The 26,831-nt window shown below is 42.2% G+C and carries 20 protein-coding genes; 7 read left to right on the top strand and 13 right to left on the bottom strand.

Translation table 11 applies throughout. The annotated features are described in order from the left end of the window. The first annotated feature begins 148 nt into the window (after positions 1–148). Positions 149–1,468, top strand: a complete 1,320-nt coding sequence (locus tag JMY09_RS11695) for a S1C family serine protease (protein ID WP_201623774.1) — start codon at positions 149–151, stop codon at positions 1,466–1,468. A 112-nt stretch (positions 1,469–1,580) separates the two neighbouring features. Here JMY09_RS11695 and yfaE read toward each other — a convergent pair whose 3' ends face one another. From yfaE to JMY09_RS11630, 13 genes are all read right to left on the bottom strand, one after another. Next, positions 1,581–1,847: a class I ribonucleotide reductase maintenance protein YfaE gene (yfaE, locus tag JMY09_RS11690; protein WP_201623773.1), complete on the bottom strand. Its 267-nt coding sequence runs from the start codon at positions 1,845–1,847 to the stop codon at positions 1,581–1,583. 210 nt (positions 1,848–2,057) lie between these two features. After that, positions 2,058–3,191 carry a class Ia ribonucleoside-diphosphate reductase subunit beta gene (gene nrdB / locus JMY09_RS11685; protein WP_201623772.1) on the bottom strand — a complete coding sequence of 378 codons (1,134 nt, stop codon included), beginning with the start codon at positions 3,189–3,191 and terminating at the stop codon, positions 2,058–2,060. Between the two features lie 84 nt (positions 3,192–3,275). Continuing rightward, a complete protein-coding gene (locus JMY09_RS11680) occupies positions 3,276–3,422 on the bottom strand; it encodes a hypothetical protein (RefSeq protein ID WP_201623771.1) in 147 nt (48 codons plus the stop codon). Positions 3,423–3,467: 45 nt separating this feature from the next. Next, positions 3,468–3,815 carry a hypothetical protein gene (locus JMY09_RS11675; protein ID WP_201623770.1) on the bottom strand — a complete coding sequence of 116 codons (348 nt, stop codon included), beginning with the start codon at positions 3,813–3,815 and terminating at the stop codon, positions 3,468–3,470. A 467-nt stretch (positions 3,816–4,282) separates the two neighbouring features. Beyond that, positions 4,283–5,623, bottom strand: a complete 1,341-nt coding sequence (locus JMY09_RS11670) for an SMODS domain-containing nucleotidyltransferase (protein WP_201623769.1) — start codon at positions 5,621–5,623, stop codon at positions 4,283–4,285. Then, on the bottom strand, positions 5,620–6,273 hold the full coding sequence (locus JMY09_RS11665) for an SLATT domain-containing protein (protein ID WP_201623768.1): 654 nt from the start codon (positions 6,271–6,273) through the stop codon (positions 5,620–5,622). The genes JMY09_RS11670 and JMY09_RS11665 overlap by 4 nt, the downstream gene beginning before the upstream one ends. 114 nt (positions 6,274–6,387) lie before the next feature. Beyond that, positions 6,388–8,664 carry a class 1a ribonucleoside-diphosphate reductase subunit alpha gene (gene nrdA / locus JMY09_RS11660; protein ID WP_201623767.1) on the bottom strand — a complete coding sequence of 759 codons (2,277 nt, stop codon included), beginning with the start codon at positions 8,662–8,664 and terminating at the stop codon, positions 6,388–6,390. Positions 8,665–9,186: 522 nt separating this feature from the next. After that, positions 9,187–9,546: a YbeD family protein gene (locus JMY09_RS11655; protein WP_227677302.1), complete on the bottom strand. Its 360-nt coding sequence runs from the start codon at positions 9,544–9,546 to the stop codon at positions 9,187–9,189. A gap of 384 nt (positions 9,547–9,930) precedes the next feature. Continuing rightward, positions 9,931–10,629, bottom strand: coding sequence for a class I SAM-dependent DNA methyltransferase (locus JMY09_RS11650; protein WP_201623766.1), 699 nt, complete (start codon positions 10,627–10,629; stop codon positions 9,931–9,933). A 66-nt stretch (positions 10,630–10,695) separates the two neighbouring features. Further along, positions 10,696–11,343 carry a thiaminase II gene (gene tenA, locus JMY09_RS11645; protein WP_201623765.1) on the bottom strand — a complete coding sequence of 216 codons (648 nt, stop codon included), beginning with the start codon at positions 11,341–11,343 and terminating at the stop codon, positions 10,696–10,698. Positions 11,344–11,958: 615 nt separating this feature from the next. Next, entirely contained in the window at positions 11,959–13,878 is a 1,920-nt protein-coding gene (gene rpoD / locus JMY09_RS11640) for an RNA polymerase sigma factor RpoD (RefSeq protein ID WP_201623764.1), read from the bottom strand. Positions 13,879–14,377: 499 nt separating this feature from the next. Further along, positions 14,378–16,681: a DNA primase gene (locus JMY09_RS11635; RefSeq protein ID WP_201623763.1), complete on the bottom strand. Its 2,304-nt coding sequence runs from the start codon at positions 16,679–16,681 to the stop codon at positions 14,378–14,380. Positions 16,682–16,887: 206 nt separating this feature from the next. Further along, on the bottom strand, positions 16,888–18,096 hold the full coding sequence (locus tag JMY09_RS11630) for an outer membrane protein assembly factor BamD (RefSeq protein WP_201623762.1): 1,209 nt from the start codon (positions 18,094–18,096) through the stop codon (positions 16,888–16,890). A gap of 676 nt (positions 18,097–18,772) precedes the next feature. Here JMY09_RS11630 and JMY09_RS11625 point away from each other — a divergent pair. The 6 genes from JMY09_RS11625 (at position 18,773) to JMY09_RS11600 (ending at position 26,803) form a co-directional block, all read left to right on the top strand. Next, positions 18,773–19,975: an RluA family pseudouridine synthase gene (locus JMY09_RS11625; protein ID WP_379606736.1), complete on the top strand. Its 1,203-nt coding sequence runs from the start codon at positions 18,773–18,775 to the stop codon at positions 19,973–19,975. A 43-nt stretch (positions 19,976–20,018) separates the two neighbouring features. Next, positions 20,019–21,104: a polyphenol oxidase family protein gene (locus tag JMY09_RS11620; RefSeq protein ID WP_201623760.1), complete on the top strand. Its 1,086-nt coding sequence runs from the start codon at positions 20,019–20,021 to the stop codon at positions 21,102–21,104. An 82-nt stretch (positions 21,105–21,186) separates the two neighbouring features. Then, positions 21,187–21,792, top strand: a complete 606-nt coding sequence (locus tag JMY09_RS11615) for a flavodoxin family protein (RefSeq protein ID WP_201623759.1) — start codon at positions 21,187–21,189, stop codon at positions 21,790–21,792. Between the two features lie 1,009 nt (positions 21,793–22,801). Next, positions 22,802–24,286 (top strand): cytochrome c, encoded by a 1,485-nt coding sequence (locus tag JMY09_RS11610; RefSeq protein WP_201623758.1) that lies wholly within the window; start codon positions 22,802–22,804, stop codon positions 24,284–24,286. A 223-nt stretch (positions 24,287–24,509) separates the two neighbouring features. Further along, positions 24,510–26,105 (top strand): flavin monoamine oxidase family protein, encoded by a 1,596-nt coding sequence (locus tag JMY09_RS11605; RefSeq protein ID WP_201623757.1) that lies wholly within the window; start codon positions 24,510–24,512, stop codon positions 26,103–26,105. A 35-nt stretch (positions 26,106–26,140) separates the two neighbouring features. After that, complete coding sequence (locus JMY09_RS11600; RefSeq protein WP_201623756.1) at positions 26,141–26,803, top strand: c-type cytochrome; 663 nt, start codon at positions 26,141–26,143, stop codon at positions 26,801–26,803. Positions 26,804–26,831: the final 28 nt, after the last annotated feature.

The following is a 26,831-nucleotide window of genomic DNA, read 5'->3' as shown; positions in this document are numbered from 1 at the left end:
ATTAAATAGATATTGATGATAAATTCGTCTATGGGCATCTCACAACTCCATTGTATTCTTGGTCGAAAACAATAGATTAGTGAGGTGCTCTTCTTTTTTCAATCACTTTCGAAGTTGAGAGTGGGGTATAACTTTATAGAGGTCATTTATGTCGTCATTGCCTAATACCAAGAATAAGGCTTCTTTTTGGAAGTGGTTACCTTGGATGTTATTGCTAATCATGATCGCTGGTTTTATTTGGTTATTCATGAGTATGAAGAGCGCATCGAATGCTACTTGGGAACCGCCTAGAACTACTGCTGCTGAGCAACAAGCCTCGGCTCCTGTTGCGGCAGATAATACCTCAGCACCTATCTCTTCATATCATAATGCGGTTGCCCGTGCTTCACAGTCGGTAGTCAATATTTATACTACCCAAACCGTGGCTGAGCATCCTTATATAGATGATCCTGTGATGCGCCAGTATTTCGAAGATAACAATCAACAAGATCAAGGCTCCACTAACTTAGGTTCAGGAGTCATCGTCTCAAAGGATGGTTATATCGTCACTAATGCCCATGTAGTCGAAAAAGCCGATGAGATTACAGTTGCCTTTAGTGATGGTCGTAAGAGTCGTGCCAAGGTTATCGGTACTGATCCCGATAGTGATTTGGCGGTTATTAAAGTGGAGATGACAGGGCTTACGCCTTTAGGTTTTCGCGAGTCCCCCATTCAGGTTGGCGATTTAGCACTGGCTATTGGTAATCCATTTGGGGTAGGTCAGACCGTCACCCAAGGTATTATTTCAGCGACTGGTCGTACTGGTCTAGGAGTTAATAAGTTTGAGGACTTTATCCAGACCGATGCTGCGATCAATCCAGGTAACTCAGGGGGAGCCCTAGTCGATGCTAATGGCGAGCTAGTTGGTATCAATACAGTTATCTTCTCACGCTCTGGTGGCTCGATGGGTATAGGTTTTGCTATTCCAACTGCTTTAGTTGAGCAAGTGATGAATGCGCTGATCAAAGATGGTCGTGTTAGCCGTGGTTGGTTGGGCATCGAGATTCAATCACAATTACGTGATCCTACGCAACTTGAGACCTCAACTGGGGTTGAAGTGCTTAAAGTTATTCCACAAGGTCCTGCGGATAAAAGCGGTCTAAAAGTGGGCGATATCATCTTGACTATTGATGGTGTTGAGATGACTGATGCTAATAGTCTTATTCAATATGTGGCACGCAAACCCCCTAATACTACATTGGATACGCAGATTTTACGTAATGGTAAAAATGCCCAAGTCGATGTGTTACTAACAGAACGCCCAGCGCAACAAGTGGTGGAAGTCCCAATAGTCATCAATGAGGGTCTGAGTGGACAGCCTAACTATCATGGCGAGTCAGCGAATAGACCTATGATGTCAAAAGAAGAGCGTGACCGAATGCGTGAAGAGCTGTTAAAGCTATTTGAACAAGACGCTGTCGCTCAGTAATATTAAGCTAGTAGTAGCCATAAAAAACGCGCTGCCTTATTAAAGGCAGCGCGTTTTTTATGGCTAGTGTTTTTGCGGTAGTGATTAAAGTCTACTAGCAGTTTGCCTGATTTTATTCATCAATGAATTCATGATTAATATAGATAACCCCTTGTACTCGGCAGCAGCAGGGCAGTATCTCGTTGTCTTCAATCATTGCCAAAGGCACAAACGGATAGTCAATCGGATGTGAGCTGGCAATACGCCGTACTCGGCAGCTGCCACAGTAGCCTTCTCGGCACTGAAAGCTGACATCGTGCCCCGTACGCAGCAAGCCATCTAGCAGGCTCTCATCGTCATGCAAGTAAAACTGCCGCTTACTAGTCATCACCCATGTCATAACGAATCCTGCATACTAAAAAGGAGTAAATAAAGTATCTTTTATACTGCAATTATAAAGCTCAGTTCTATAGCTATAGTGCATAAATAGATTCTATATCTTTGCGATAAAGCCTGATTTTATAATCAAGCTTTATAGCTGACGGTTATCGCTGATTTTCACTGTTGAGGCTTATCGTTGCCTTTTACAATTGAATTTTATAACTCAATCTTATAATTCAAAGTCATCAAAATCACTGTTAGATAAGTCTGAATCAATCTGACCTACTAAGTAAGAGCTAATCTCTGTCTCTTGTGGCGCCACTTGCACATTATCAGAAGATAACCAAGTATTGATCCAAGGGATAGGATTAGATTTCGATTTCGGGAACGCTGATGGCAAGCCGACTGCTTCCATACGTAAGTTAGTAATGTATTCGATATATTGGCAAAGAATATCTCTATTGAGACCGATCATTGAGCCGTCTTTAAACAGATAACCTGCCCATTCTTTTTCTTGCTCAGCGGCTTTACGGAAGATCTCGATACCTTGCTCATGACACTCAGCGGCAATCTCTACCATCTCTGGGTCATCTCGGCCATTACGCATTAAGTTTAGGATATGCTGAGTACCAGTCAAGTGCAGCGCTTCATCACGAGCGATTAGCTTGATGATCTTGGCATTACCTTCCATCAGCTTACGCTCAGCAAAAGCAAACGAGCAAGCAAATGAGACATAAAAACGTATAGCCTCTAAAACGTTAACCGCCATGATACAAAGATATAGCTGTTTTTTGAGCGATCTAAGATCTACAGTAACGGTCTGACCATTAATATTATGGGTACCGGCACCATACAAGCTATAAAGCTGCGAGTTACGATACAGCTCATCATAATACTGGGCAATATCAGAGGCACGCTCAAGAATATGCTCGTTTTTCATAATATCATCGAACACTAAGCTTGGGTCATTGACGATATTACGAATAATATGAGTATAGCTGCGTGAGTGGATAGTCTCGCTAAAAGACCAAGTCTCAATCCAAGTCTCAAGCTCTGGAATCGATACTAGTGGCAATAACACGATATTCGGGCTACGACCTTGGATGGAGTCGAGTAGGGTTTGGTACTTTAGATTACTCAAAAATATATGCTGCTCATGCGAGGACAAGTTGCCAAAGTCCATACGATCTTTTGAGACATCGACTTCTTCTGGACGCCAAAAGAAGGACAGTTGCTTTTCGATCAACTGCTCAAAGATAGGGTGCTTTTGTTGGTCATAGCGAGCGATATTGACTGGCTGGCCGAAGAACATAGGCTCTTTCATAGCATCATTTGGCGTTTGATTAAAGATTGAGTAAGTCATGAGGTTGGCCTTTGTTTTTATACGTTTAGTAGGTGTTATAGGCTGTGGTTTTAGCCCAGCAAAAATAAAATTTTGGTTATACTATTATAGATCGTCTAGTGTTACTCGAGTAGGTGTTTGCTCGTCATTCATTCGCAGTTCAACTATTTTACCCAGCTCTATATCATTTTGTTCCTCAGAAATATCTACTGCACTCAATATATTTGTCTGTTCATGAATTTCGTAGCTCATCACAACTTCCATTTTTCATTGATCTTGACTATTTTGCAAAAACAACTATAAATTCTCCAAAGATATCTGCTCTGGCACTTGTTCATTATTCATATAAGCTTTGAGCATTTCACTTAACTCACCATCATCGAATGACTCTAATTCATCGATATTATTCTTACGCAGCGTATCTACTGCTGCTGGTTTTTGCAGCTCTTTTTTGCCCGATTTTTTTACGGGTTTTTTCGCCTGTTTCGGCGCTGATTTTATAGGGTCTTGGTTTAAGCTTAACTGTTGACGAACTTCTTCGATATCGACGACCACTTCCACTATATGAGACTGCCCATCATTTAGGTCTGAAAATACGTTAGGGATAAACAATCCACCATCTTTAATGATTGCAGTATAGTTCATGTTTATAACCTCTGTTCTTTTATCTATTGGTATGTATTTTAATTATAAAAGCCAAAATTTATGCCTTTAATATTATGATGTTTAAGTAGCCAATCCCGCCTACCGCTTGTATCTGCCTAGCCGCTGGCGTGCAGTCTATGGTGTCTGGTCGCATTCCTGTTGCCTCGATACTACGCCCAGTCACAGCCTGCAACGCCATCAGCGTTGGCAGGATACCGCTATAGTCAGGTCTAAAAAGCCTTGTTGTAGCAAGGTTGGTCTTTCTTAACAACTTTGCCTTTTGAGCTTGGTTTGTAAGGTGGGTTAGCTCAAGCGTAACCCGCCTCCAGTTTGAAACTTTCATAAATGGTGGGTTACGTTTTACCTTCATTCTCTGCGAGACCTTGGAAAAACTAACCCACCCTACGCACGTTTTCAAACATAATTTTATTATCATGGTGCGCGGGGCCCACCCTACATTACTACAGCTAAATTGGTACAGAGATTCTATCTCTAGCTACACATATGTTGTTTTTGATAATGTAACATTCTACCCAATGTTCCCCATTAAAATTACTGGATTCAACAAGTTTAGAAGTTTTGTGCTTACCAGATGAACTGGGTTGCAATTTACCTCTTTGCTGTTTTTTTTCTTTTGCCAAAGAACCAACATTACGAACTTTCCACTTAACTTCGTATGGTGGCTCAACATCTATTGAGTGGATATAGAATTCTAACGTTCGGCTCATTGGAACAGTTCTTGAAGGAAGTAAGTTCTTAAGTGTTTTCCAAGTCTTGGACTCTTGACTTATAGAGTAATCAATTGAAACATAGTTTTTTATATCTATATGGCCATTGTATACATATTCAACAAATTGCTCGTCAGGTGCTTTACGTAAAACTAATAAACTTTCTGAGATAGTTTTATCATCTTCTATTGGAAAGCTAACTCCGAAAACTTTCGACCAATTTTCGTTCGCTATTTCTTCGTCCTCAAGTGACTCCAAACATAATTGGTAAGCTTTTTTAATTTTTCTATGACCCTGCCAAGACCCGTGGACTACTTGGTTGCTACCAGGAGCACGCCAAATTTTCTTATCTGGAGAAATCTCATATTGATCATATAAGTATTTAAAAAAATCTTTTACTAAGCTAGCGTAACTCTTGTAGCTACTATTTTTATGTTCTGAATGTGAAACGAAAAAGTTATAAACTAATGTATCTATCCATAGGCCAGAAAAATTAATTCCGACATTGTTTTTCCATGCTCTTATCATTCTACATAAGTGACGATATGTATTATTTATACATTCTTCATTTAAGTCTCTAGTTGTTCTTATCTCTTTCTTAGGTTTAGTTTTTTTCCAACTACCACCATCATTTGAATCAGGATAAGTATATATATCCTTATCTAAATTACTATCATCATATTTATCAAGGTAAAAAGTCGGTAGAACCTCTATACGAAAACCATCTAAGTTAACACCTACAATTTGTCCATCAGCTTTTACCTTGTCATCTTCATAAACCTCTTGAAGCGCTTTTTTTACATCTTGTAGTAGCGAGCTTTGCTCAGAGCCAGAATAATTATTAAACTTGTCATATGTACTTCTAGGTAACTCAAAAGCCATATCTAAATCGCTTATACCATGTATTCCTGTTCGGCGACCATATGAACCTATTTGGTAACAGTTATTAGAGTCATTATCTAACGCATAATAGTAGTCATTTAACGCTTTAGTAACTTTTTTATAGTTTTCGGAAATTTCATCGCTATTGTTTATGTGAATATTCTTTATAAACTGATTAAACAATGATGCCGTAGTCATGTGCATACTTCCTTAATAAAACTTATAATTGAAATAGCATAACCACTTTCTACAAGATAATACGCCAAGAAGAATGTAATGAATCCTAAAAATACTATGCTTAAAAAAGCAAAAACACATAGAAAAAAAGATAAAGGTAGTTTATCTATTAACTTTAATTCAAGTTCATCAACAAACCATTTAGAATTAATTTTTTTATTCCAAAAGGTTTTCTGATGAGCATATAGGTCACTTCCGAAAATTTGTTTACCAATCGCTGCTTCTTTTTGCTTCTTATCTAAACTCTTTAAATTTTTAATTAATAGTGTTAGATCCGCATCGCTATCCTGATTTTTAACTTCGAAATATAGCATTTGTAATTCACGCTCAATACTTTCGAGTTCCTTTGCTGATTTTATATATTGATCGTGTTCTGTATATTTGCTTATGTATAAGACTAGGACTGTTAAGGTCGCACCTAAGGCAATTATAAATTGCGCTTTACTAATAATTGGATAAATTAATCCGAATATGAATATTAACGCTCCGATAACGCCGAATCTAGTAGATGTTTTACTTGTTATGTCGACAGTTGAATAAGATTTATCACGGCCATAACTAGTTAGATATCCGATATTTGCAATTTGATATAACAATTGTTCTTTTGTCATTGATATTACTCATTTTTATAGCATTAACTTCCATATTATGCTTTCCTATTTATACAGGTAGACGTAGGTTTGATTGCTAAATTACCTACGTCTCCATTCTATAATTTACAGATCCTAAATTTTACAAGCCCCACCAGCACAATCATCTTCCATATCCGCTTGCGCATCATTGGCACCATCACGAGTGTTGTGATAATACAAAGTTTTTACGCCTAGCTTATACGCCGTCAACAAGTCTTGTAGGAGCACTTTCATCGGCACACGACCGCCCTCAAAATGCGTGGGATCATAATTAGTATTGGCTGAGATACTTTGGTCAACGAACTTTTGCATAATAGCGACTAATTTTAGATAGCCATCATTGTTAGGCATTTGCCATAGTAGCTCGTACTGACTACCTAGCTTTTCGATCTCAGGCACCACTTGCTTGAGGATGCCATCTTTCGACGCTTTAATAGATACTAAGCCGCGTGGTGGCTCGATGCCATTAGTAGCGTTGGCAATCTGACTAGACGTCTCAGACGGCATCAAGGCAGTCAAAGTCGAGTTGCGCAGACCATGAGTAGTGATCTCAGTACGCAGGGTTTCCCAATCAAGATGCAATGGCTCCTGACAGATTTTGTCCAGATCCTTTTTATACGTATCGATCGGTAAGATACCTTGCGAATACGTGGTCTCATTAAACGCCGGACAAGCGCCTTGCTCTTTGGCTAATTTATTAGAGGCTTTTAACAGGTAATATTGTAGCGCTTCAAAAGTCTGGTGGGTTAACCCTAACGCTGAACCATCTGAATAGCGTACGCCATTCTTAGCAAGGTAATAAGCATAGTTGATCACTCCGACACCTAAGGTACGGCGACGCATACTGCCGTTCTCAGCAGCTTTGACCGGATAGTCTTGATAATCGAGCAGCGCATCGAGAGCACGGACGATCAGCTCAGCTGGCTCTTCGATATCGCTGACATGCTCAACTTTGCCTAAGTTAACCGCTGATAGAGTACACAGGGCAATTTCGCCTGCTTCGTCATTGATGTTATCAAGTGGCTTAGTCGGTAGCGCAATCTCCATACATAGATTGGACTGACGGATAGGCGCAACGGTGGGGTCAAACGGGCTATGAGTATTGCAATGATCGACGTTTTGAATGTAGATACGACCAGTGCTGGCACGCTCTTGCATCATTAAGCTGAACAGTTCCGTCGCTGGAATCTTACGCTGACGAATAGACTCGTCATTCTCATACTTATTATATAGCTCTTCAAACTTATCTTGATCTTCAAAGAACGCATCGTACAAGCCCGGAGTATCGCCCGGTGAGAAGATAGTGATGTCTTGGCCTTTGATTAGGCGAGTGTACATAGTCTTGTTTAGCTGTACGCCATAATCCATGTGACGGACACGGTTGTCCTCAACGCCACGGTTATTCTTCAGGACTAATAGCGACTCAACTTCTAGATGCCATAACGGATAGAATAGGGTAGCTGCACCGCCACGTACGCCGCCTTGTGAGCAACATTTTACCGCAGTTTGGAATAGCTTGTAAAAAGGCACACAGCCAGTATGTTGAGCTTCGCCGCCACGGATAGGGCTACCAAGGGCACGAATACGGCCAGCATTGATGCCGATACCAGCGCGCTGCGAGACATAGCGTACGATGGCGCTGGTAGTGGCGTTGATAGAGTCAAGGCTGTCACCACATTCAATCAGTACGCAAGAGCTAAACTGACGTGATGGGGTGCGCACACCAGACATAATCGGCGTAGGTAGCGAGATCTTAAACTGTGAGGTGGCATCATAAAAACGCTTCACATAGTCCATACGCTCAGCTCTATCGTAGCTAGCGAACAGACACATACCTACTAGCACATACAAGAATTGCGGGCTCTCATATACAGTCTTAGTGACTCGATCTTGCACTAAGTATTTACCAGCCATTTGCTCAACAGCAGCATAAGCCAAATTCATATCACGCCAGTGATCGATATAGTCATTAAGCTCATCGAACTCTTCACGGCTATAATCAGCTAGAATATGGGCATCATATTTACCAGCATCAGTTAAGGTTTTGACTTGGTCATATAAATGCGGTGGGGTAAATTTGTTATAAGCGATTTTGCGCAGATGGAAGATAGCCAAACGTGCGGCTAGATACTGATAATCAGGAGTAGATTCTGATATCAAGTCAGCAGCAGACTTAATAATAGTCTCATGGATATCACGAGTCTTGATACCTTCATAAAACTGAATATGCGACTTTAGCTCAACTTGTGATACCGACACATTATCTAACTTGTGAGCTGCCCACTCGATAACTTTATGGATTTTATCTAAATCAATAGGCTCTAAACGTCCATCGCGTTTGGTCACTTGAATCTGGTCGATATGTGTCATGCTACCCTCGTAAATAATTGCTTATATTATTCGCCAAGCGGTTAAGTCCGCGAAGCGTTTATTATCAAATGAATAATCAAACTACTAATAATCAACAGCTTAGCTGAGCTTTTTAAGGCAAAAACAGGCTACTGCTCACTATAGTGATAAAAATCACTGAGCACTACATATAGCGTGTTTATTAGTAGGTAGGCACAATATAGCGGGAAAATTTTGAAAATACTATATTGATTTTATGCAGATTATATGTTCGCAGCAGAGTGAAGGACTCTGTTTTTGCCCTAAAGAACGATGGGGCAAGGGATAGAAGAATTATCAAAAAAAATAAAATAAATGGCTTGCGTTTTTGTTTTTATATTTCTACCAAATTATCTATGCTCGTTGCTGCAATAGTCATAATAATAGGGCCGATGATTGTACCTGAGACCACAAAAAATCGCCACCCATAAGAGTGACGATAGTGATGCTAAAAAGTTATTTCTATATTTTGCCAATGTCTTATTTCATTAATAGCTTTGCAGCTTATACCACCATGCGTACGGTTTTTGCCTCATCAAGAGCAGCATAAAGGCTGTTAACTTGCTCGGCAGTAGTCAAATATAGATTGACACGGGCAGAGTGAAAACGACCGGTTTTTGAAGGTTTAACTTCGATAGAAGCTAGATCAAAATCGGGGAACTGGCTACCTAAAATTAGCTTTATTTCATTTAGTAAGCTCTCATGCTCACCTTCATGACCGATAATGCTCATCGGATAATCCATTGGGAAGTCCCATAATTCTGGGTTCTGGATATCCGTTTTTTTGCCTTTTAAGTTATCGGTACTGTTCTCTAATTCGGCTATATTGAGCTCTTTTTTAGTGGTTTGTTGCTTATCACTCATTGGGTAATCCTTATGGCTAATTTCAGTTTTAATTTCATTTTTAATTTCAGTTTTAATGCGACTTCTCAAGGTAATGCACTATAGTAAATTTTTTGCCTAACACCTTTAATAGGTGAAAACAGCAGCCACAAAAAAGCTGAGAGCGACTCAGTCTTTCGATGTATTTAACTTTTTGTTGGGCATGACTAATGATAGTAGCGGTTGTATGCATGGTTTATAGTGGCAGTTAAGCGGTTATTCAAGGGCTGTAAGGGTAAAGGCAATAGGCCGTTACCGTAAAGCACCGGTTAATTTTATCTACCTAAAGGCTAGCCAAGCTTGCACCACTTAAGCTAGGCTCTTGGCATTAACAGAGATAGGCTTGCAAAAATAGTCAGCAGTTAGCTACTTTTTAGAAGCACAGATAGCCACATAGTCGCCACGGTCATAACCTGTAAGCACTTCTTGTACTGTATCGTTGGCGTACATAGGGTGAGTGACTAAAGTCTGCGCATACTGAAAGTCGACGAAGCCATTGCTTTGCATAAGGGCGATTTTTTCATCAGAGGTGCGCCAGTTGGCCGATTTAACCAACTCGATCGGATAAGGGTCGGCGGGTGCTATATGCTCAAGCAGCGGATGTTGCCAAGTGCCTAATGAGCTGGCCAAGTTGTATAAGCTGGCAAAGCCACTCTCCTTTGGTACATCGATGAGCACCAGCTTACCGCCACGCTTTAAGGCAGCAAAAGCTTTTTTAATACACAAGTCTAAATCAGTAATGTAGCTGACACTGCCATTGAACATAATGATATCGAACTTATTGGCCTCAATCTCACAAGTTTCCGCAGGGCTAACATCGACTTTAATACCGCGTTTTTCAGCGACTTCTGCCATATCTTTTGAAGGCTCGATGCCGTGCTTGATATGGATGTCATAGTCCTTCGCCAACAGCATCTCAAACAAGCCACTACCACAGCCAACAGATAAGATTTCACTGTGCTTATCCAAAAAATGGGCGACTAATTTTAACTCGCTAGTAAGTAAATTCTGGTTATCAAAAAACCAGCTGTCGTAGGCGCTTGCATGTTCATCGAATGCAGCCATGATAGTTATCCTCCAAAAGGTTTATAGTGATGGGTTGATAAGTCAATGCGTTGATACGTTAATTAATTAAGTCCGATCTAAAGCCATCTGCCAAAAATTAACTTCCATCCGTGAGGCGGTGTTAAATAACTGTTGAAATTTGTCTGCTTGCGAGGGGCTTGCTTGGGCTAATAACTGATTAATATAAGCCTCGTTTTGGGCGGTGATCGCCTGAAAGTCATCGCTAGCAAAGACATCAATCCATAACTGGTAAGGATTATTGGCAATAAAACCTTGAGCTTTAAGGCGTTTACCGATTTCGCCATAGCCCATCAAGCAAGGGGCGATTGCGGCATACAGCTCAGCCAGGGAGCCTGACATAGCGGTATCTAACAGATAGCGGCTATAAGCGATAGTGGCTACCGATTCAGCCGTGTTTTCTACCTCTTCTACTTTTATGCCCCACTGCTGACAAAAATCTAAATACATACCTATTTCCATATCCAGCATAGCGTTAATGCCTGCTTGCCCGATACGCATTTGGGCTAGCGTATCGCTTTTATAGACGCTTAAAGCCATTACCCGAGTGTAGTGAAACAAATATAAATAATCTTGCACTAAGTAGTGGCGAAAGCTGTCAGGATCGAGAGTACCTGCAGCGAGCTGATTGACGAAGTCATGCTCAACGTAACTGTCCCAAGTCGGGCAGTTATAACGTAAGGTTTGATAGTTCATAAGATTAAGAGGTCCATAAAAAGTGTAAAGCTATTGTCGATAGCAATTAACAATTAGCAATCAGTCATCAGTGAGCCTAGAAGTATAAAATAGTGACAAAGTTATTAGCTTAGGCTGCAATAAGCACAAATAAGTAGCACAAGCAAAATAGTAACGGGCAGTAAAATAAGCGCTAAGCAGGCAATGAGTAAGCAATGAGCAGCCAAAAACAGCCACAAAAAAACCTCAGCCGTTTATAGTGAATAAACGACTAAGGTTTTAGTAAAAGGTATGGAGTAAAGAGTCACGCTTGTTTCCTACGTCAGTGTTAACTGCATCAGGTTCGCGGGTAATTCTCAGCAATGGTTATCATAGTGCCACTAGAGCCAAAATAGGCTCTAAAAGGGACATCTGATAGCCAAAGCACCCCGACAAGGTTGGTTGGTTTTTTTAAGCTAAATATCTAAGTTAAACGCTGGTTGATTAACCCATTGGTCTCTATGATAGACGAACTCAGCCATCATAAGCAAGCCATACTCAGAGTTAACTGTACCTATCTAGCAGACACAAAAAAGCTGAGACTTAGCTCAGCTTTTTTGTGATTAATCAGGACTGTTTAAGCGACTGGTCTAAAGATTAGTCATTTTCAAGGAACGAGCGTAAATGCTCAGAACGTGAAGGATGACGCAATTTACGTAGTGCTTTGGCTTCAATCTGACGAATACGTTCACGAGTAACATCGAACTGCTTACCGACTTCCTCAAGAGTATGATCCGTTGGCATATCGATACCGAAACGCATTTTTAGCACGCGTGCTTCACGTTCAGTTAAGTTACTCAATACATCACGAGTCGCTTCACGTAGACCTGCTGAAGTCGCATCATCAACTGGGCTGGAGATAGTTTGATCTTCAATGAAATCGCCTAAATGCGAGTCTTCATCATCACCGATTGGCGTCTCCATAGAGATAGGCTCTTTGGCAATCTTCAGTACTTTACGTACTTTGACTTCGTCCATCTCTAAACGTTCGCCTAATTCCTCAGGCGTCGGCTCACGGCCCATCTCTTGCAACAGCTGGCGAGAGACACGGTTGATCTTATTAATAGTCTCAATCATGTGTACTGGAATACGAATAGTACGCGCCTGATCAGCGATAGAGCGGGTTATTGCCTGACGAATCCACCAAGTGGCATAAGTCGAGAACTTGTAACCACGACGATATTCAAATTTATCAACCGCTTTCATCAGACCGATATTACCTTCTTGAATAAGATCCAAGAACTGTAGGCCACGGTTAGTATATTTTTTGGCGATAGAGATAACTAGACGTAAGTTAGCTTCTACCATCTCTTTTTTGGCGCGGCGAGCTTTAGCTTCACCGATAGCCATACGACGAGCGACGTCCTTCATATCGTGAATTTCCATGTCGAGCTTTTGCTCGTAATCACGGATTTTACGTTGTAGAAGAATAACATCGTCAGTCACTTTTTCTAGAGTCTCAGCGAATGCAGGCTTACCTTTAAGACGTTCAGTCAACCAATCAACGTTAGCCTCATTACTAGGGAAGGTCTTACGGAACTCTTCACGCGGCATACGCCCACGACGAATCACTAAGCGCATGATTTGACGTTCTTGTTTACGCACATCATCATAAACGTCATGCATAATAGCCATAACTTGATCAGACATACGGTTATTAAGCTTGAGCATCATAAAGCGTACAGCCAGCTGCTCGTAGGCTTCGTTAGCTTGGACGCTGCCACGACCAAAATCAAGCAAGGCTTGCTTGGCCGTCATGAATAAGCCTTCGATCTCTTCTAAACGAATACGTACTTCTTCTGGATCGATACCGCTGGTTTCTTCTTCTTCGCTCTCGTCTTCTACGTCATCAGCATCGTCTTCGTCATCATCTTTATCAGCCTTGGCTTTAACCTTAGCTTTGACAACTGGCATTTTCTCTTTCTCTTTTTCTCTTTCTCGCTCTTCTTTAACACGCTCTTTTTCTAGCTTGGCAGCCGCTATATCTTCTTCAGTTTCAGGATCTAAGAAACCCGTAATGACGTCAGAGAGTTTTTTATCACCTTCTAAGACGCGCTGATATTCATCGAGGACATACTGGACAGTACCAGGCCAATATGACATGGCATGCTGGACGTCACGAATACCTTCTTCGATACGCTTAGCAATAGCGATCTCGCCTTCACGAGTCAATAGATCAACTGTGCCCATCTCACGCATGTACATACGTACAGGGTCAGTAGTACGACCTGGATCAGTCTCAACCGCTGCCAATACTGCTGCTGCTTCATCAGCTGCTGATTCATCATCACTCGAATCATCGTTCATCAAGATATCGTCGTCATCAGGTGCAGACTCAAATATCTTAATACCGACATCAGTCAGCATCTGTACAATATCTTCGATTTGATCACTTTCAGTGATAGAGTCGGGTAGCTGGTCATTAACCTCAGCATAAGTTAAATAGCCTTGCTCTTTACCCATTTGGATTAAGGTGGCTAGCTGAGATGTGGACTTAGAAACTGACTTATCGTTCATAAATACTCACTTTTGCGTCGGACATTTTCGCAATACGATAAGCTAATTCTGGCTTCGACCAATGAATCTAGTGAATCGATCATAGCTAAGCACAGTAATTATAAATAATTATCGATAATAACGAAAATGAGTTGATATGAATAAAAAACTCAAAATACTACAATAATAAAACCCAAAAAGCAGGTAACGAGTAAAAGATGGCAAAACAGCCGCAACGCTTTAACTAATGTCCTATTTCACTATTACTCACCAGTCAAGCATAGCGTCTTTTAGGGAGTAAAAAGGTCAATCCAAAACCCCTTTTCACCATTAAATAGTAACGCTACTAATATAGCGACGGCGTAGTTTAACACAGACCCTAGTATTCAAACATAAGCTAGTGCATTTACTATCCGCTAGTAGCACAGACATTATCAGCCATAATCATAAACAATGGGGACAAGCGGGTTGCTTTTAAAGGCCTGACGTCTGCTTTGACTGATTAAGCGCTAAAAATTCATTAAATAATGACCATTTGCGCTGACTGCTCTGCTTGCTGCTCACGCAACCAGTCATTTAAGCGCTGGGTCTGTTTGCGTACGATCGCCAGTTTGACATGATCGGGGTTTTTGATCAGCTCTTGCATCTTTTTTTGTAGATGTAGTTTGAGCAGCTGCATCACTAGATTCTCAATCAGCTCATCTAAGCTCAATACATTGCGCGCACTTAAAGTTTTATAAAAAGCGCCCCAACTTCGGCTCAAGGATAATTGAGTCATTGGCTTGAGATTAGATAAAATAAAATGTGCTGCTGCATTAGCATCACTTGGCAAATAGTTTAAGCAGCGCTTGATAGTGCTAACCATATCCAGTAGGGCCGCGTCCTGCAAATCCTCCCATGCCAGCGCTCGAAAGGCATCAGTAGCTGCTCTTTTTTGAATGTGGGCTGGGAACTGTAATCGATCAATACCGGCCTGCTGCCAAATCATGACAATAGGATCATCGACTAAGGCGCTAGGCTGAAACAAAAAACACAATTGTAATTGTTGACTGATGGTCATATCACCATCGAAGTCTAGCAAGGCATCTTTGGCCTCGATATTTTGACTGCGCTTGCCACCTAGCTTTTGATAGATATCGTTATTGAGCAAATAGCGAAAACTACTGCCTTTTGGCAATAGCGTAGTCAAAGTGCGTACTTGTGACATCAGCTTAGCTTTACCTTCTGCTAAGCTCAAGTCATAGCGCTCGCTCAGATAAGCAAAGATATACTGCGATAACGGCATGGCGTTGGCGATCTGCTCACGCATAGCCTCAGCGCCTTGACTGCTAATAAAAGTATCAGGGTCATGATTATTCGGTAAGCTTAAAAACCGCAGTTCTTTATCGTCCCCAAGGACGGGCAGGGCAATCTCCAGAGTACGCCAAGCCGCCTTTTGACCAGCGCTATCGCCATCGAAGCTTAAGGTTAAGGTTGGGTTAAGAGTCAATAGACGAGCGATTTGGCTCTCATTAATAGCTGTACCCATAGAGGCAATCGCCCCATAGATACCAGCTTGATAAAGGGCGATCACATCCATGTAGCCTTCGACTACCAGCCAATGGTCCGCACGCTGCTGGCGAGACTCATAATAGCCATAGAGTACATGCTGCTTATGAAATACTGGCGAGTCAGAGGAGTTGATATATTTAGGCTTAACTTCATCATCGAGTGCCCGTCCAGCAAAGCCAATGATTCGGCCCTGATTATCATGGATAGGGAAGATAACCCGATCACGCAGTAGGTCATAGTCGCGTCCTGAATCTGAGCTACGCACTAAGCCTAAGGCCTTGAGACCAGCGATATCTTGCGGAAACTCATGCTCTAGATGCTGCCAACCAAAAGGCGCGTAACCTAAGCCAAAAGTGTCTAAACTCTGCTCAGTGACGCCGCGAGTCATAAAGTAATGTTTAGCGTGCGGATGAGTATTTAGATTACGTTGGTAAAACTGCTGGATCTGTATCAGTAGCTCGTATAAGTTGCCGTCTTTTTCACTATTATCATCGGCGCTCGACACTACAAATGAGTCATCGCTCAACCAGGTAGGTGCAGAGCCTTGCTGTGCAGCTGAAGGGTAGTCAGCAGGATGATAGTCGTTGTGATCATAAGCGCTACTGCCGTAATCTGGGTTGCCGTACGGCTCATTACTGTACTGCTCATTACCGTATTCCATATCACCAGCATTGCTGTAGTCGATATCTGAGTAAGGAATATAGGGCGTTACGCTCAGCTCATTAGCGTTGTGCTCATAAGTAGGGTGGCCAGTATCACTATCGTCAGGCTGGCCACTTCGCTGTTGAATATTATCACTATAGTTAGCAGTACTAGACTTAGACGACAGCTTGGACAATGGCGCAAATGACGGCTTAGTAGAAGGTACGGGCGCTGTTCTAGGATTAGAGCTAGGCTGTGGCGAGTTATACGCTGGCTGGCTGGCTGATCTATTAACGGGTTTGGCTGTGCTACGCCGATAACTAACGTTTTGTTGATCTTCTTCAGGTATTTCTATCCCTGTCTGCTTGGATAGCTCTTTAACCGCTTCCATAAACGTCAGGTTTTCGTAGTCACGCAAAAAGCTAATAGCATTACCACCAACGCTACAGCCAAAGCAATGATAAATGTTCTTTTGCGGATTAACATAAAACGAAGGCGACTTCTCACCATGAAACGGACAACAGCCTTTATACTCGCTACCCGCACGTTTAAGCGTGGTATGACGACCAATAATGCTGATAAGATCAGCTTGGCTACTGAGTTGTTCGAGGATATGGTTGGGGATACTCATGAGAGAAATATTTTACCCTAAGACTGCATAATTAAATTTTATTACAAATATTTTATTCTAGGATAGTAGCTACCCTATCATAAATAGAACAGCAAAAGGGCTCAGCCAAAGCTCAAAAAGTAAGGCCAACATAGTCGTTGACCTTACTTTTATGATTTATCCTAATACCAAGACCAGTAACTATTTACTGGTCTTGTGACAGCGACTTATCTTTCATTATTAGTATTAGGGGTATTGTTTGGATTCAGCTGAATACGATCGCGACCACTGTCATTAGGCAGAGTAGTGAGGCGAGTCGGATTGGTATTTAGCGGATCGACAGCAGCTTCTATAGCAGCAGCGCTAGCACTACCTTGTCCAGAAACCTGTTCAGTAGCACTTTCAGGCAGACCTAAACCGATATTGACTCCACCACGGCGAGTTGGCAAAGTGCCAATACCCGATGCAGAAGTGTTGGCGCTAGGCAATTGTAGCTGTGCCGCGTCAAGGACGATTTGGGTTTTGGTAGCACCGCTATACTGACCGTCAGCGTTGGACTTATCCATCATGCTGGCCCGACCCAATTGACCGAAGGTTAGCTTGTTCAGCCATGAGCGATCGGCTCTAGTATCGAGCTTGACTTGTCCATTGCTAGTCAGCATATTTGGATAGTTAATCTGTAGCAGCGTGCGATATTGTTCAGCTAGATCATTCAACCCTAATTGCTTATTGCTATAAGCTAGGATAGCGATAGCATTTGGTACTGACTCGCTAAGAGGATAATATTGGAAAGCCCACTTAGCACGGTTAGCGGCGGCGACATAAGCCTCACGTTTAATATACCAATTGGCGGCAGTCAATTCACTATCAGCGAATTGATTATAAATAAAAGTCATGCGTTGAGCGGCGTCAGGAGCATAAGGGCTGTTAGGGTATTTATTAACAAGCTCTTGGAAGTTGGCAAAAGCAATACGCAAGTAAGCGGTATCACGCTCAGCTTGGTTAGTTTTGAACAGCTTAATGCCTTCAGATGAGCCTTGCATGTTAGCCACACCACGTACGTAATAAGCGTAGCTGACTTGTGGGTTTGAGGGATAAAGACTTATAAAACGCTCAGCACTAGAGGCTGCCGTCTCATAATTACCCGCAGCAAATTGCGCATACATGATATCAAGCAGCGATTGCTCGGCATATTGGCCAGTAGGATAAAAGGTACGTAGACTGTTCAGATCTTCAATCGCTTGAGTATAGCGACCTTTATCAATCTGATCGACAGCATCACGATAGTAGGCTTGCTCAGTTTTTTCGGCGGTTTCAACCGCATCGACATTTTTGCCAGTCAGATTCTTAAAAGTCTGACAGCCCACTAAGTTCACGCTTAATGCTAGCAAGGTTACTGATGATAATTTGATAAAGGTGTTGCCTACAGGACGCATACTTCTCTCCGCACAAAATGCATAACAGCAGCAATGCCATCATACTTATAACAGGTTAATGATAAAAAGGCAGCCCTAGCCAAGTACCGTAAAGTCGTCTGCAAAACAATGGATAAAGCCATCTGCAAATAACGGGACATGACTTATGCTAACGCTAGCAACAAAATCTTGCTTACTTTATAGAATAATAGTGGTGTAGTCTATTTTTTCATGGTTTATTTTAGTCACTTGCATACAGTTTGATGGTCTACTGTCTTTATTTGATAGCCTTTAGCTAGAGCAATAAACCGAGTAACAGAGCACAATAATCTTGCTAGTTTAGCACGAGCGACGATAATGGGCGACGAAGAATCCAATCCACGCTGTTAAATATACAGTAAATTACCACGATGTTATATTGTAGAGAGTTAATAGTGTGCTAATAAGGACTACATAATTGCGCAATCATTACTAGGGTAGCTCAAGCATTAGCGGCGGTTGAGCGGTCAAAAATAACAGATAACTCACAGTGGCTATAGGGCTTGAGCATTTGCCATGCTACACTAGCCAATAACTAAACCGGCTTTTTGTTTCGGCTATTGCCTAAGGGCTAGATAGTCAGATAATTATCTATATTTTTCATAAAGTCCACTATTGTGGCTTTACTATGTATGAATTTGCTATGAATGATAATGCTATGAATAATAATCCAGCGCTAGATGACCAACGAGTTGCAAAAGATTTGTTAGCTACTAATGAGCTATCTGATAATAATGCTAGTGACGAGCTTGACGATGGGGTGGCGGTAGACTTTGATGAGGAAAACGCTGAGCTACTTGACGATGATGAGTTGCTCGATGATGAAGACGAAGATCAAGATCAAGATGAAGAAAGCAGCTATAGTGATGAGCCACGCGTAGCGGGTCAGCCGATACCAGAAGTGATTAACGTCACTCATATCGTTGCAGAAAACGAAGCAGGCTTACGTATTGATAAAGTGGCTTCACTGATATTTACCGACTTTTCGCGGGCGCAACTGCAAGGTTGGATTGCTGATGGCAGTTTATTACATAATGGTAAAGTGCAAAAATCAAAGCAACGAGTAAAACCTAATGATGTTTTACACTTATCGACTACTCTACAGCAGCACGGTGAAGATCAGCCAGAAAATATCGATATCGAAGTGGTTTATGAGGATGAGGCGGTATTAGTCATTAATAAACCAGTTGGCATAGTAGTGCATCCTGGGGCAGGCAATCAGACCGGTACGCTAGTCAACGCCTTGCTTTATCACTATCCGCAGCAACATCATTTGCCACGTGCTGGACTAGTCCATCGTATCGATAAGGATACTTCGGGTCTACTACTCATAGGCAAAACTAAGCCGGCACAAATGGCATTGATGGCGCAATTAAAAGATAAATCAGTTTATCGTCATTATCAGTGTGTAGTAGCTGGTGATCAAGCCAGCTTGATGCGTCACCGTCGTATCGATGCCCCTATTGGTCGCCATCGTAATCAGCGTACTAAGATGACCGTGATGACCGCAGGGCGTGAGGCGGTGACCCATTTATTAGAAGTCACTGCTCTTAATGATAACTATACTTTGTTAGATGTGGGTCTTGAGACTGGCCGTACCCATCAGATTCGGGTGCATTTAAGCCATATTACTTATCCTATAGTCGGTGATCGGGTTTATGGCGGTCGTCGCCAGTTACGCTCAGGGCTGACAGACAAGCAGCGTGAAACTATTAGTAACTTCCCACGTCAAGCTTTGCATGCTTATGCTTTAGGGTTTGTACATCCAACCACTGGTGAAGATATTGAAGTCACTACCCCTATTCCTGAAGATATGCAGCAGCTAATCGCTGTACTAAGCGAAGGTTACTTTCCTGAATAAAAATCGCTAAATAAGCTGTTTATAAAAAGGCGGGCCATAACAGATGATCGATAAGTTGCCTATTAGTGTTTATTCTGATAATAGTCAGGTAGTTAAGCCAGCTCCTATCACTGTGCTGGCTCGGCTGGATGATATTATAGTATTGCAAACGGCTGCTTTTAGTAAAGCGAGCTTATCATCGGCTGCGGTTGCAGCTACGGCTACAATTTCTGATGCTGATGCTGGCAATAATAGCAACGCCATCGATGATGCTAATAGCTCGGATGCTAAAAACGATCAGCATATGCTCGCAGAAGGTCAGAGCAGCTATGCGGCGCTAAATCTAGGTCTACACGTACAAGATAACGCTGAGCAAGTACTGCAAAACCGTATGCGGTTATTGAGCGCTATTAATGAGCAGCTAGCGAGCACACATCAGCCTATCAAAGCTTTGCACTGGGTCAATCAAGTGCATGGTAAGCAAGTCCACGATATTGATGCCACTATGCTAACTATGCAACCGGTGGATGCTGATACTATGGTCAGTTACCAAGACAATATTGGCTTAGCCATTATGACTGCCGACTGTGTGCCTATCGTGCTATATCAGCCTACTACTGGACAGATAGCGGCTATTCATGCTGGCTGGCAAGGGCTGGCTTGTGGGGTTATAAAAGCTACAGCTAAAAGCTTTGATCTGAGCGCACCGATTATGGCTTGGATTGGGGTCTGTATTAGTCAACAGCATTACCAAGTTAATGCAGAAGTAGCAGAGCGTTTACTGACCGGCTGTGTCGATAATCGGTTATTAGCGCCAGAGGCTATCGACAATTTTCAGTCTTGGTTCTGCAAGTGTGTCGATACTGATACTGATACTGATACTGATACTGATACTGATACTGATACTGATACTGATACTGATACTGATACTGACGCTAACAACTGGGCGGGTAAGCTAAACCTTGATTTACCGAAGATTGCCGCCGCTCAGCTACAGTTATTAAATATTAGTGTCGCCAATGAGTTGCCAGTTGCCTGTAGTTATGATGACAGTCGCTATTACTCTTATCGGCGTCAAACTCATAGACAACAACCAGCAACGGGACGCATGGCGTTGATTATTGCTCGCAGTGACCCAATAAAAAGCTAGCTGCTGCCAAAACAGTGAGCGTTAATTATTGTAGCACTGAGTTTTTGCTAACAGACATCATCAATTTATTATTAGAGTTTGTATGAATACATCTATAGAGCCCCCTTTAGTCCCTCCTAACAACACGATATCCATAGCGGTTATTTACCATAGTAACTATGGTCATACTAAAAGGGTTGCTGAAGCTATAGTGACGGGTGCACGCCAGCAGCTACCAGAGTTGCAAGTGAAAGCAGTAGATGTTCATGAGGTCGACTGGGATTTTGTAGACCAGGCGGACTTATTAGTATTCGGAAGTGCAGTCTATATGGGTAGTGTGCCCGCCGGTTTTAAGACTTTTATGGATGAGACCTCAAAGCGTTGGTACAATCGTGAGTGGGAAGGGAAGTGGGCGGCAGGCTTTGCCAACTCAGGTGGTTTAAGCGGTGATAAGCTGGCGGTATTACAGCAGATCTGTCTTTATACTATGCAACACGGTATGAACTGGATTGGCTTACCTTTGATGCCTACAGGTCACAAGGAGCATGATCTAAATCGACTATCTAGTTTCTTAGGCTTGATGACTCAGTCAGGGGATGCTTCTCCTGAAGAAACCCCATGTAAAGGCGATATCGATACCGCTATTTGGTTTGGCGATCATTTAGCCAAGACTATTATCAAGCATAAGCCAGCAGCTACTAACAGTTAGCATAATCAAAGTAATGTAGCGAGTCAGTGTTTATAACTAGTCGGTCGAGCGCAGTGTTATTAGCAAGTTTTATAACTAAATTTTGCAACTGTCTTTGTTAAGTAAGAGCTTTGAATAAGCGCTTCAACCACATTCTATAAATAATTTTTACTAGCATCAAAGGGCAGATATCTTAATAGATATCTGCCCTTTTTAGTACTGGTGAAGTTAGCCCTAACTTTAAAAGCTGCCAAGCTTTAACAATTAGCTATTTGGCACTATCGTAAGCAATAACAGGAATAGGACTGGCGCCAAGCTGTAGGTTTTGACAGCCATTTAACCCTGTTGCTAGCACCAACAGCCCAGTGAGCATCAATATTTTCATATAATTTTTAACCTAGGATAGCTAAGCAATAAAAGAGGTATAAATGTAGATAGAAGTCAGCAATGAAGCGGCAGATCTGCTAATTAGCCACTGTTTGTTAAGGAGTGTCGATAACTTAATGCCATTATAGCTTTGCAGCTAGGATTAACTGGCTGTCTATTCTATTGCTATCAAAATCTCATAATTCGCCCATACTACTGTAGTGATTATGTACAAGCTATAATCGTCATAACGCTAGCAATGACTGGATACTGTACAAGATTACTTAATAAGTAGCGGTTAAAGTTTAGCTGAGTTAATAGATTATGCCGCTTAGTAGCTGTTTTTAATTAGCTTTATTAATAAGTTATCAATACAGCAGTATTCGATAACATTAATGTTGCTAAAATTACCTAATTAATCAATATTTTTACTTTTGTAAAATAATAGAACAAGTAGGTTATTATTCTAGCAATATTAGCGAAATAGTTCTAAATTGTCAGCTATTAGAGTAACGCTAATGCTCTGTGACTACTGCTTAGGATAAACCATCTCAAGCAGGGTCATCCCCAGCACTATAAGTAGTTGTAACATGACAATTGCAAAATATTGAAGATAATTAAAATGCCAGCAATTTACTTAGGTTGCCAGCTATAAGAGGAAATTATGAAGCCACTTTCTATGATGTTGTCGATGCTGACCATCGCTATCATCTCCAGTGCTGCCATGGCTGATGTCGCTACCTCACCAGTTGTTATTGCTAACACTAACAGTGTCGCTCACGCCAGCGGCCTACCAGAAGCAAGCAGCCTGCCCAATGTCAAACCAACTAACAGCGACTTAGTCAATCGTGGCGCTTATATTGCGCGCGCTGCTGACTGTATGGCCTGTCACGGCGAAGATTATACTGGCGGCTCACCGATTGCCACTCCTATGGGTGATATCTATTCTACTAATATCACGCCATCCAAACGTTATGGTATCGGTAAATATACCGAAAAAGATTTAAAAAATGCTCTGCAAAAAGGTCGTACCCCTAAGCATATGCTATATCCTGCCATGCCATATCCTTCTTACAATGGCATGACTGATGAAGACATCAATGCTCTGTTTGCGTATTTACAGACTGTACCAGCATTCGATGAAGCGCCTGAGCACAAAACTAGCCTGCCATTCCCGTTTAATTTTCGCACCTTAATGTTAGGGTGGAATGCTATTAATATTCCTTCTTCACATAAGCGTGAAGGTTTAACTGAGCCTCAAAAACGTGGCGAATATTTAGTCAATAATTTAGAGCATTGTGGCACTTGTCATACACCGCGTAACAGTACTATGGGCTTTAATAAGGGCATGTACTTATCGGGTGCCCCTTTGGGTAACTGGTATGCCCCTAATATCACTCCTGACAACGACAGTGGTATTGGTAGTTGGACTGAGCATGACATTGTCACTTATTTGCGTACGGGTAAGCTTGATAAGCGTGCTTATGCTGGCGGACCTATGGCCGAGGCAGTGGCACACAGTACCCGTTATCTAAAAGACGAAGATTTAAACTCTATAGCTTCTTATCTAAAAGCTGTACCGGCGATCGCTACTGAAAACAAGATCACTGCTGTAGATATCTCAAAGCTACCAAATCCAGTCAGCCAGTCAATCACTCATGACCTTATTGCGCAAAAAGACCATCTAAAACAAGCCAAGGCTAAGGTAGATGGTAACTCTGCAGAAGGCTTATACCTTGCTGCTTGTGCTAGCTGTCATGGGGTCAATGGATACGCTCAGCCCGATGCAGGTTATGCACCTATCGTGGGCCTAACTAGTCTGCGCCGTGAGCAGCCTAATGCCATTATTAATGTGATCGCACATGGGGTTAAAGGCGGTACTAATACTAGCCCGAGTATGCCAGGATTCTCAGAAGATTTGAGCAGCGCACAAATAGCCGATATTACTAACTATGTACGCGTCAACTTCGGTGGTTTGCCTAGTAGTGATGTCAGTGCTGATGATGTTGATCGGGTGGCGACTGCGGAGCCTGAGCAGCCTTTTTTAATCAAATATGCCGGCTTTTTAGCGATACTAGGTATGGTCGTAGCGTTGATAGTTATTGCCTTTATTATTCGCACTATGATCCGCTCACGCCGTCGTACTTAGCTACAAGGTATAGGTTTTTGCTTTAAAAAACCTTAGCCTACCGTATTAATTTTAAAGACAGCTATAACAAAATTAGGGTTAATGACTAGGGAGTAGAGAGTAGGGTATTTATTTACGATTGACTATTATTTTGAGTGACAGCGAAGATCTAGCCCTCCTCAATAGTAATCGTACTACTAAATATTGCCTACCGTCATACTAGTTATCCCATAAGGATAAGATTATGAAAGATATGCTTCAATCACCCACCCGGCGCCAACTATTGTCAATGATTGGTAAGACTGCTGGCGCAACGGCAATGTACCAAGCAATGACTACTTTGGGTTTTGCCTCAGAGTCTAGTTTTAAACAGAGTATGGAATTATCAGGTGCTCCTGCTGGCGCTAGTATTATTATTCTCGGGGCTGGTCTTGCTGGACTCACTGCCGCTTATGAGCTACGTAAAGCGGGTTATAGCGTCAAGGTATTAGAGTACCAAAATCGTGGTGGCGGTCGTAGCTGGTCTGTTAATGGTGGTGAGAGCTACACTGAGCTTGGTGGCGAAACGGTAACTTGTGATTTTGAAGAGGGTAATTATCTCAATGGTGGACCTTGGCGTTTGCCGAGCCATCACTATGCCGTTATGAGCTACTGCAAAAAATTCGGCGTAGCGATGGAACCTTTTATCCAAGATAACTCTAGAGCCTATTTGCATCGTACTAACCACTTTAATGGGGTACCGCAGCGTTTAGGGGATGTACAATCTGACGTCAGAGGCTATGTCTCAGAGCTATTATCAAAAGCGGTTAACGTCGGTAGTCTTGATCGATCAGTGAATACTGAAGATAAAGAGAAACTGCTTGAGGGCCTAAAAGGCTGGGGCGTGCTCGATAAAGATTATCGCTATCTTCGCAGCCATGATACTGGTATTTACCGTGGGTTTAGCGTCTATCCGGGTGGGGGCTTGATGCCTGATGCTAAGCCTTCGAAGCCTATTCCGCTCAATAGCTTATTAAACTCAGGAATGTGGGCTGACTTATCTAACTTCACTATTGAGAACCATCAGCCAACGATGTTTCAGCCTGTAGGCGGCATGGGTAAAATTGGCGATGCATTCACTCGTGAGTGCCGTGACATGATCACTCTGAATGCCAAAGTGACCAAAATCGAGCAGGATGATACTGGGGTTACTGTACAGTATGTCGACAGCAATGGTGGCGGCAATGAGGCCAAAACAGTGCGCGCGGATTGGTGTATTTGTACTATTCCGTTAACGATATTGACCCAGATGGATATCAATGTTTCAGCGCCTATGAAGCAAGCTATGGCCGCTGTGCCTTATGACACATCATTCAAAGTAGGACTTGAGTTTAAACGTCGCTTTTGGGAAGAGGATGAGTGGATTTATGGTGGGGTGACTTATACCGATATGCCTATCACCCAAATATCTTATCCTTCGCAGAATATGTTCAAAGATGGCACAGGGGTATTACTTGGCGGCTATGGCTTTGGTGAGACCTCTTATAAATTTAATGCGCTAACGCCGCAACAGCGTATTGATGCCGCTTTAGCCTATGGTAAGCATATTCATCCCCAGTATCCGAAAGAGTTTAAGGCGGGTACTTCGGTAGTCTGGCATCGTATTCCATGGACGCTCGGCTGTTATGGTATATGGAGTGCATCTAGTCGCGAGCAGTACTACGATACGCTGTGTAGCATTGATAATCGTATTGTATTGGCGGGTGAGCATTGCTCCCATATCCCTGCATGGCAAGAAGGGGCAATTTTGTCCGGACTCGACACTGCTAATCGACTACACAAAAGAGCGAAGGCCGTATAGCCATCCGTCATAGATAAAGAAATAAAGAGGTGACTATGAATTATTTTAAATATCCACTTGTGACGGTTATTGCTAGTGTTAGTTTGGCCATGTCAGCATTGACTGGCTGCTCGTCTACAGATGCAGATGCGCCAACGATAGCAGAACCTGCAGTACAAGCTAATGGCACGGATTCTGCCAACAGTAATGATGACCCTAAAGCTTATGATGTTCAATCTAGCCGTAATGATGGCGCTTGGGGCGGGGTATATATGACTCGTGAAGAACTTACTGAGAAGCCGGTCAATATTGTGGATACTAGCTCATTACCAACGATAGCAGATGATCCTGAACTGAAGCAGTGGCAAGCGATATTTGGTACAGACAACTCCTATAGTACTAATGATGGTGAAAAACTATATCATGAGTCTTGTGCGGCCTGTCATATGCATAAAGGCGAAGGGGCTATAGGTGCCGGTTATTATCCTCCGCTAGCTAATAATAGTAAGATGGAGTCTAAGTACTACGTGATTGATATTTTGATCAATGGTTTTCGTGGCATGCCCTCATTCCATACTATGATGGATGATGAGCAAATGGCAGCAGTGACTCAATATATTCGTACTGATTTGAATGGTTATAAAGATCCAGTGACTGCCGCTGACGTGGCAAAACTTCGTCAAGATAATCCACCAGGTCATGACCCTTCTGATGATTAACGGCTATAGCTGGTTTTTTAGAGTAAAC

Origin of the sequence: Psychrobacter urativorans (assembly GCF_904846695.1) — a bacterium.
GTDB classification, from domain to species: Bacteria; Pseudomonadota; Gammaproteobacteria; order Pseudomonadales; family Moraxellaceae; genus Psychrobacter; species Psychrobacter urativorans.
This window is presented reverse-complemented; position numbering and strand designations above follow the sequence as displayed.

Excerpts from the sequence above, each read along its gene's own strand:
- JMY09_RS11610 (WP_201623758.1), top strand. The coding sequence starts at position 22,802 with ATGAAGCCACTTTCTATGATGTTGTCGATGCTGACCATCGCTATCATC.
- JMY09_RS11615 (WP_201623759.1), top strand. The coding sequence starts at position 21,187 with ATGAATACATCTATAGAGCCCCCTTTAGTCCCTCCTAACAACACGATA.
- JMY09_RS11675 (WP_201623770.1), bottom strand. The coding sequence starts at position 3,815 with ATGAACTATACTGCAATCATTAAAGATGGTGGATTGTTTATCCCTAAC.
- nrdA (WP_201623767.1), bottom strand. The coding sequence starts at position 8,664 with ATGACACATATCGACCAGATTCAAGTGACCAAACGCGATGGACGTTTA.
- JMY09_RS11670 (WP_201623769.1), bottom strand. The coding sequence starts at position 5,623 with ATGACTACGGCATCATTGTTTAATCAGTTTATAAAGAATATTCACATA.
- JMY09_RS11620 (WP_201623760.1), top strand. The coding sequence starts at position 20,019 with ATGATCGATAAGTTGCCTATTAGTGTTTATTCTGATAATAGTCAGGTA.
- rpoD (WP_201623764.1), bottom strand. The coding sequence starts at position 13,878 with ATGAACGATAAGTCAGTTTCTAAGTCCACATCTCAGCTAGCCACCTTA.
- JMY09_RS11650 (WP_201623766.1), bottom strand. The coding sequence starts at position 10,629 with ATGGCTGCATTCGATGAACATGCAAGCGCCTACGACAGCTGGTTTTTT.
- JMY09_RS11605 (WP_201623757.1), top strand. The coding sequence starts at position 24,510 with ATGAAAGATATGCTTCAATCACCCACCCGGCGCCAACTATTGTCAATG.
- JMY09_RS11600 (WP_201623756.1), top strand. The coding sequence starts at position 26,141 with ATGAATTATTTTAAATATCCACTTGTGACGGTTATTGCTAGTGTTAGT.
- yfaE (WP_201623773.1), bottom strand. The coding sequence starts at position 1,847 with ATGACATGGGTGATGACTAGTAAGCGGCAGTTTTACTTGCATGACGAT.
- JMY09_RS11695 (WP_201623774.1), top strand. The coding sequence starts at position 149 with ATGTCGTCATTGCCTAATACCAAGAATAAGGCTTCTTTTTGGAAGTGG.
- JMY09_RS11635 (WP_201623763.1), bottom strand. The coding sequence starts at position 16,681 with ATGAGTATCCCCAACCATATCCTCGAACAACTCAGTAGCCAAGCTGAT.
- JMY09_RS11665 (WP_201623768.1), bottom strand. The coding sequence starts at position 6,273 with ATGACAAAAGAACAATTGTTATATCAAATTGCAAATATCGGATATCTA.
- JMY09_RS11655 (WP_227677302.1), bottom strand. The coding sequence starts at position 9,546 with ATGAGTGATAAGCAACAAACCACTAAAAAAGAGCTCAATATAGCCGAA.
- JMY09_RS11680 (WP_201623771.1), bottom strand. The coding sequence starts at position 3,422 with ATGAGCTACGAAATTCATGAACAGACAAATATATTGAGTGCAGTAGAT.
- JMY09_RS11625 (WP_379606736.1), top strand. The coding sequence starts at position 18,773 with ATGAATAATAATCCAGCGCTAGATGACCAACGAGTTGCAAAAGATTTG.
- JMY09_RS11630 (WP_201623762.1), bottom strand. The coding sequence starts at position 18,096 with ATGCGTCCTGTAGGCAACACCTTTATCAAATTATCATCAGTAACCTTG.
- nrdB (WP_201623772.1), bottom strand. The coding sequence starts at position 3,191 with ATGACTTACTCAATCTTTAATCAAACGCCAAATGATGCTATGAAAGAG.
- tenA (WP_201623765.1), bottom strand. The coding sequence starts at position 11,343 with ATGAACTATCAAACCTTACGTTATAACTGCCCGACTTGGGACAGTTAC.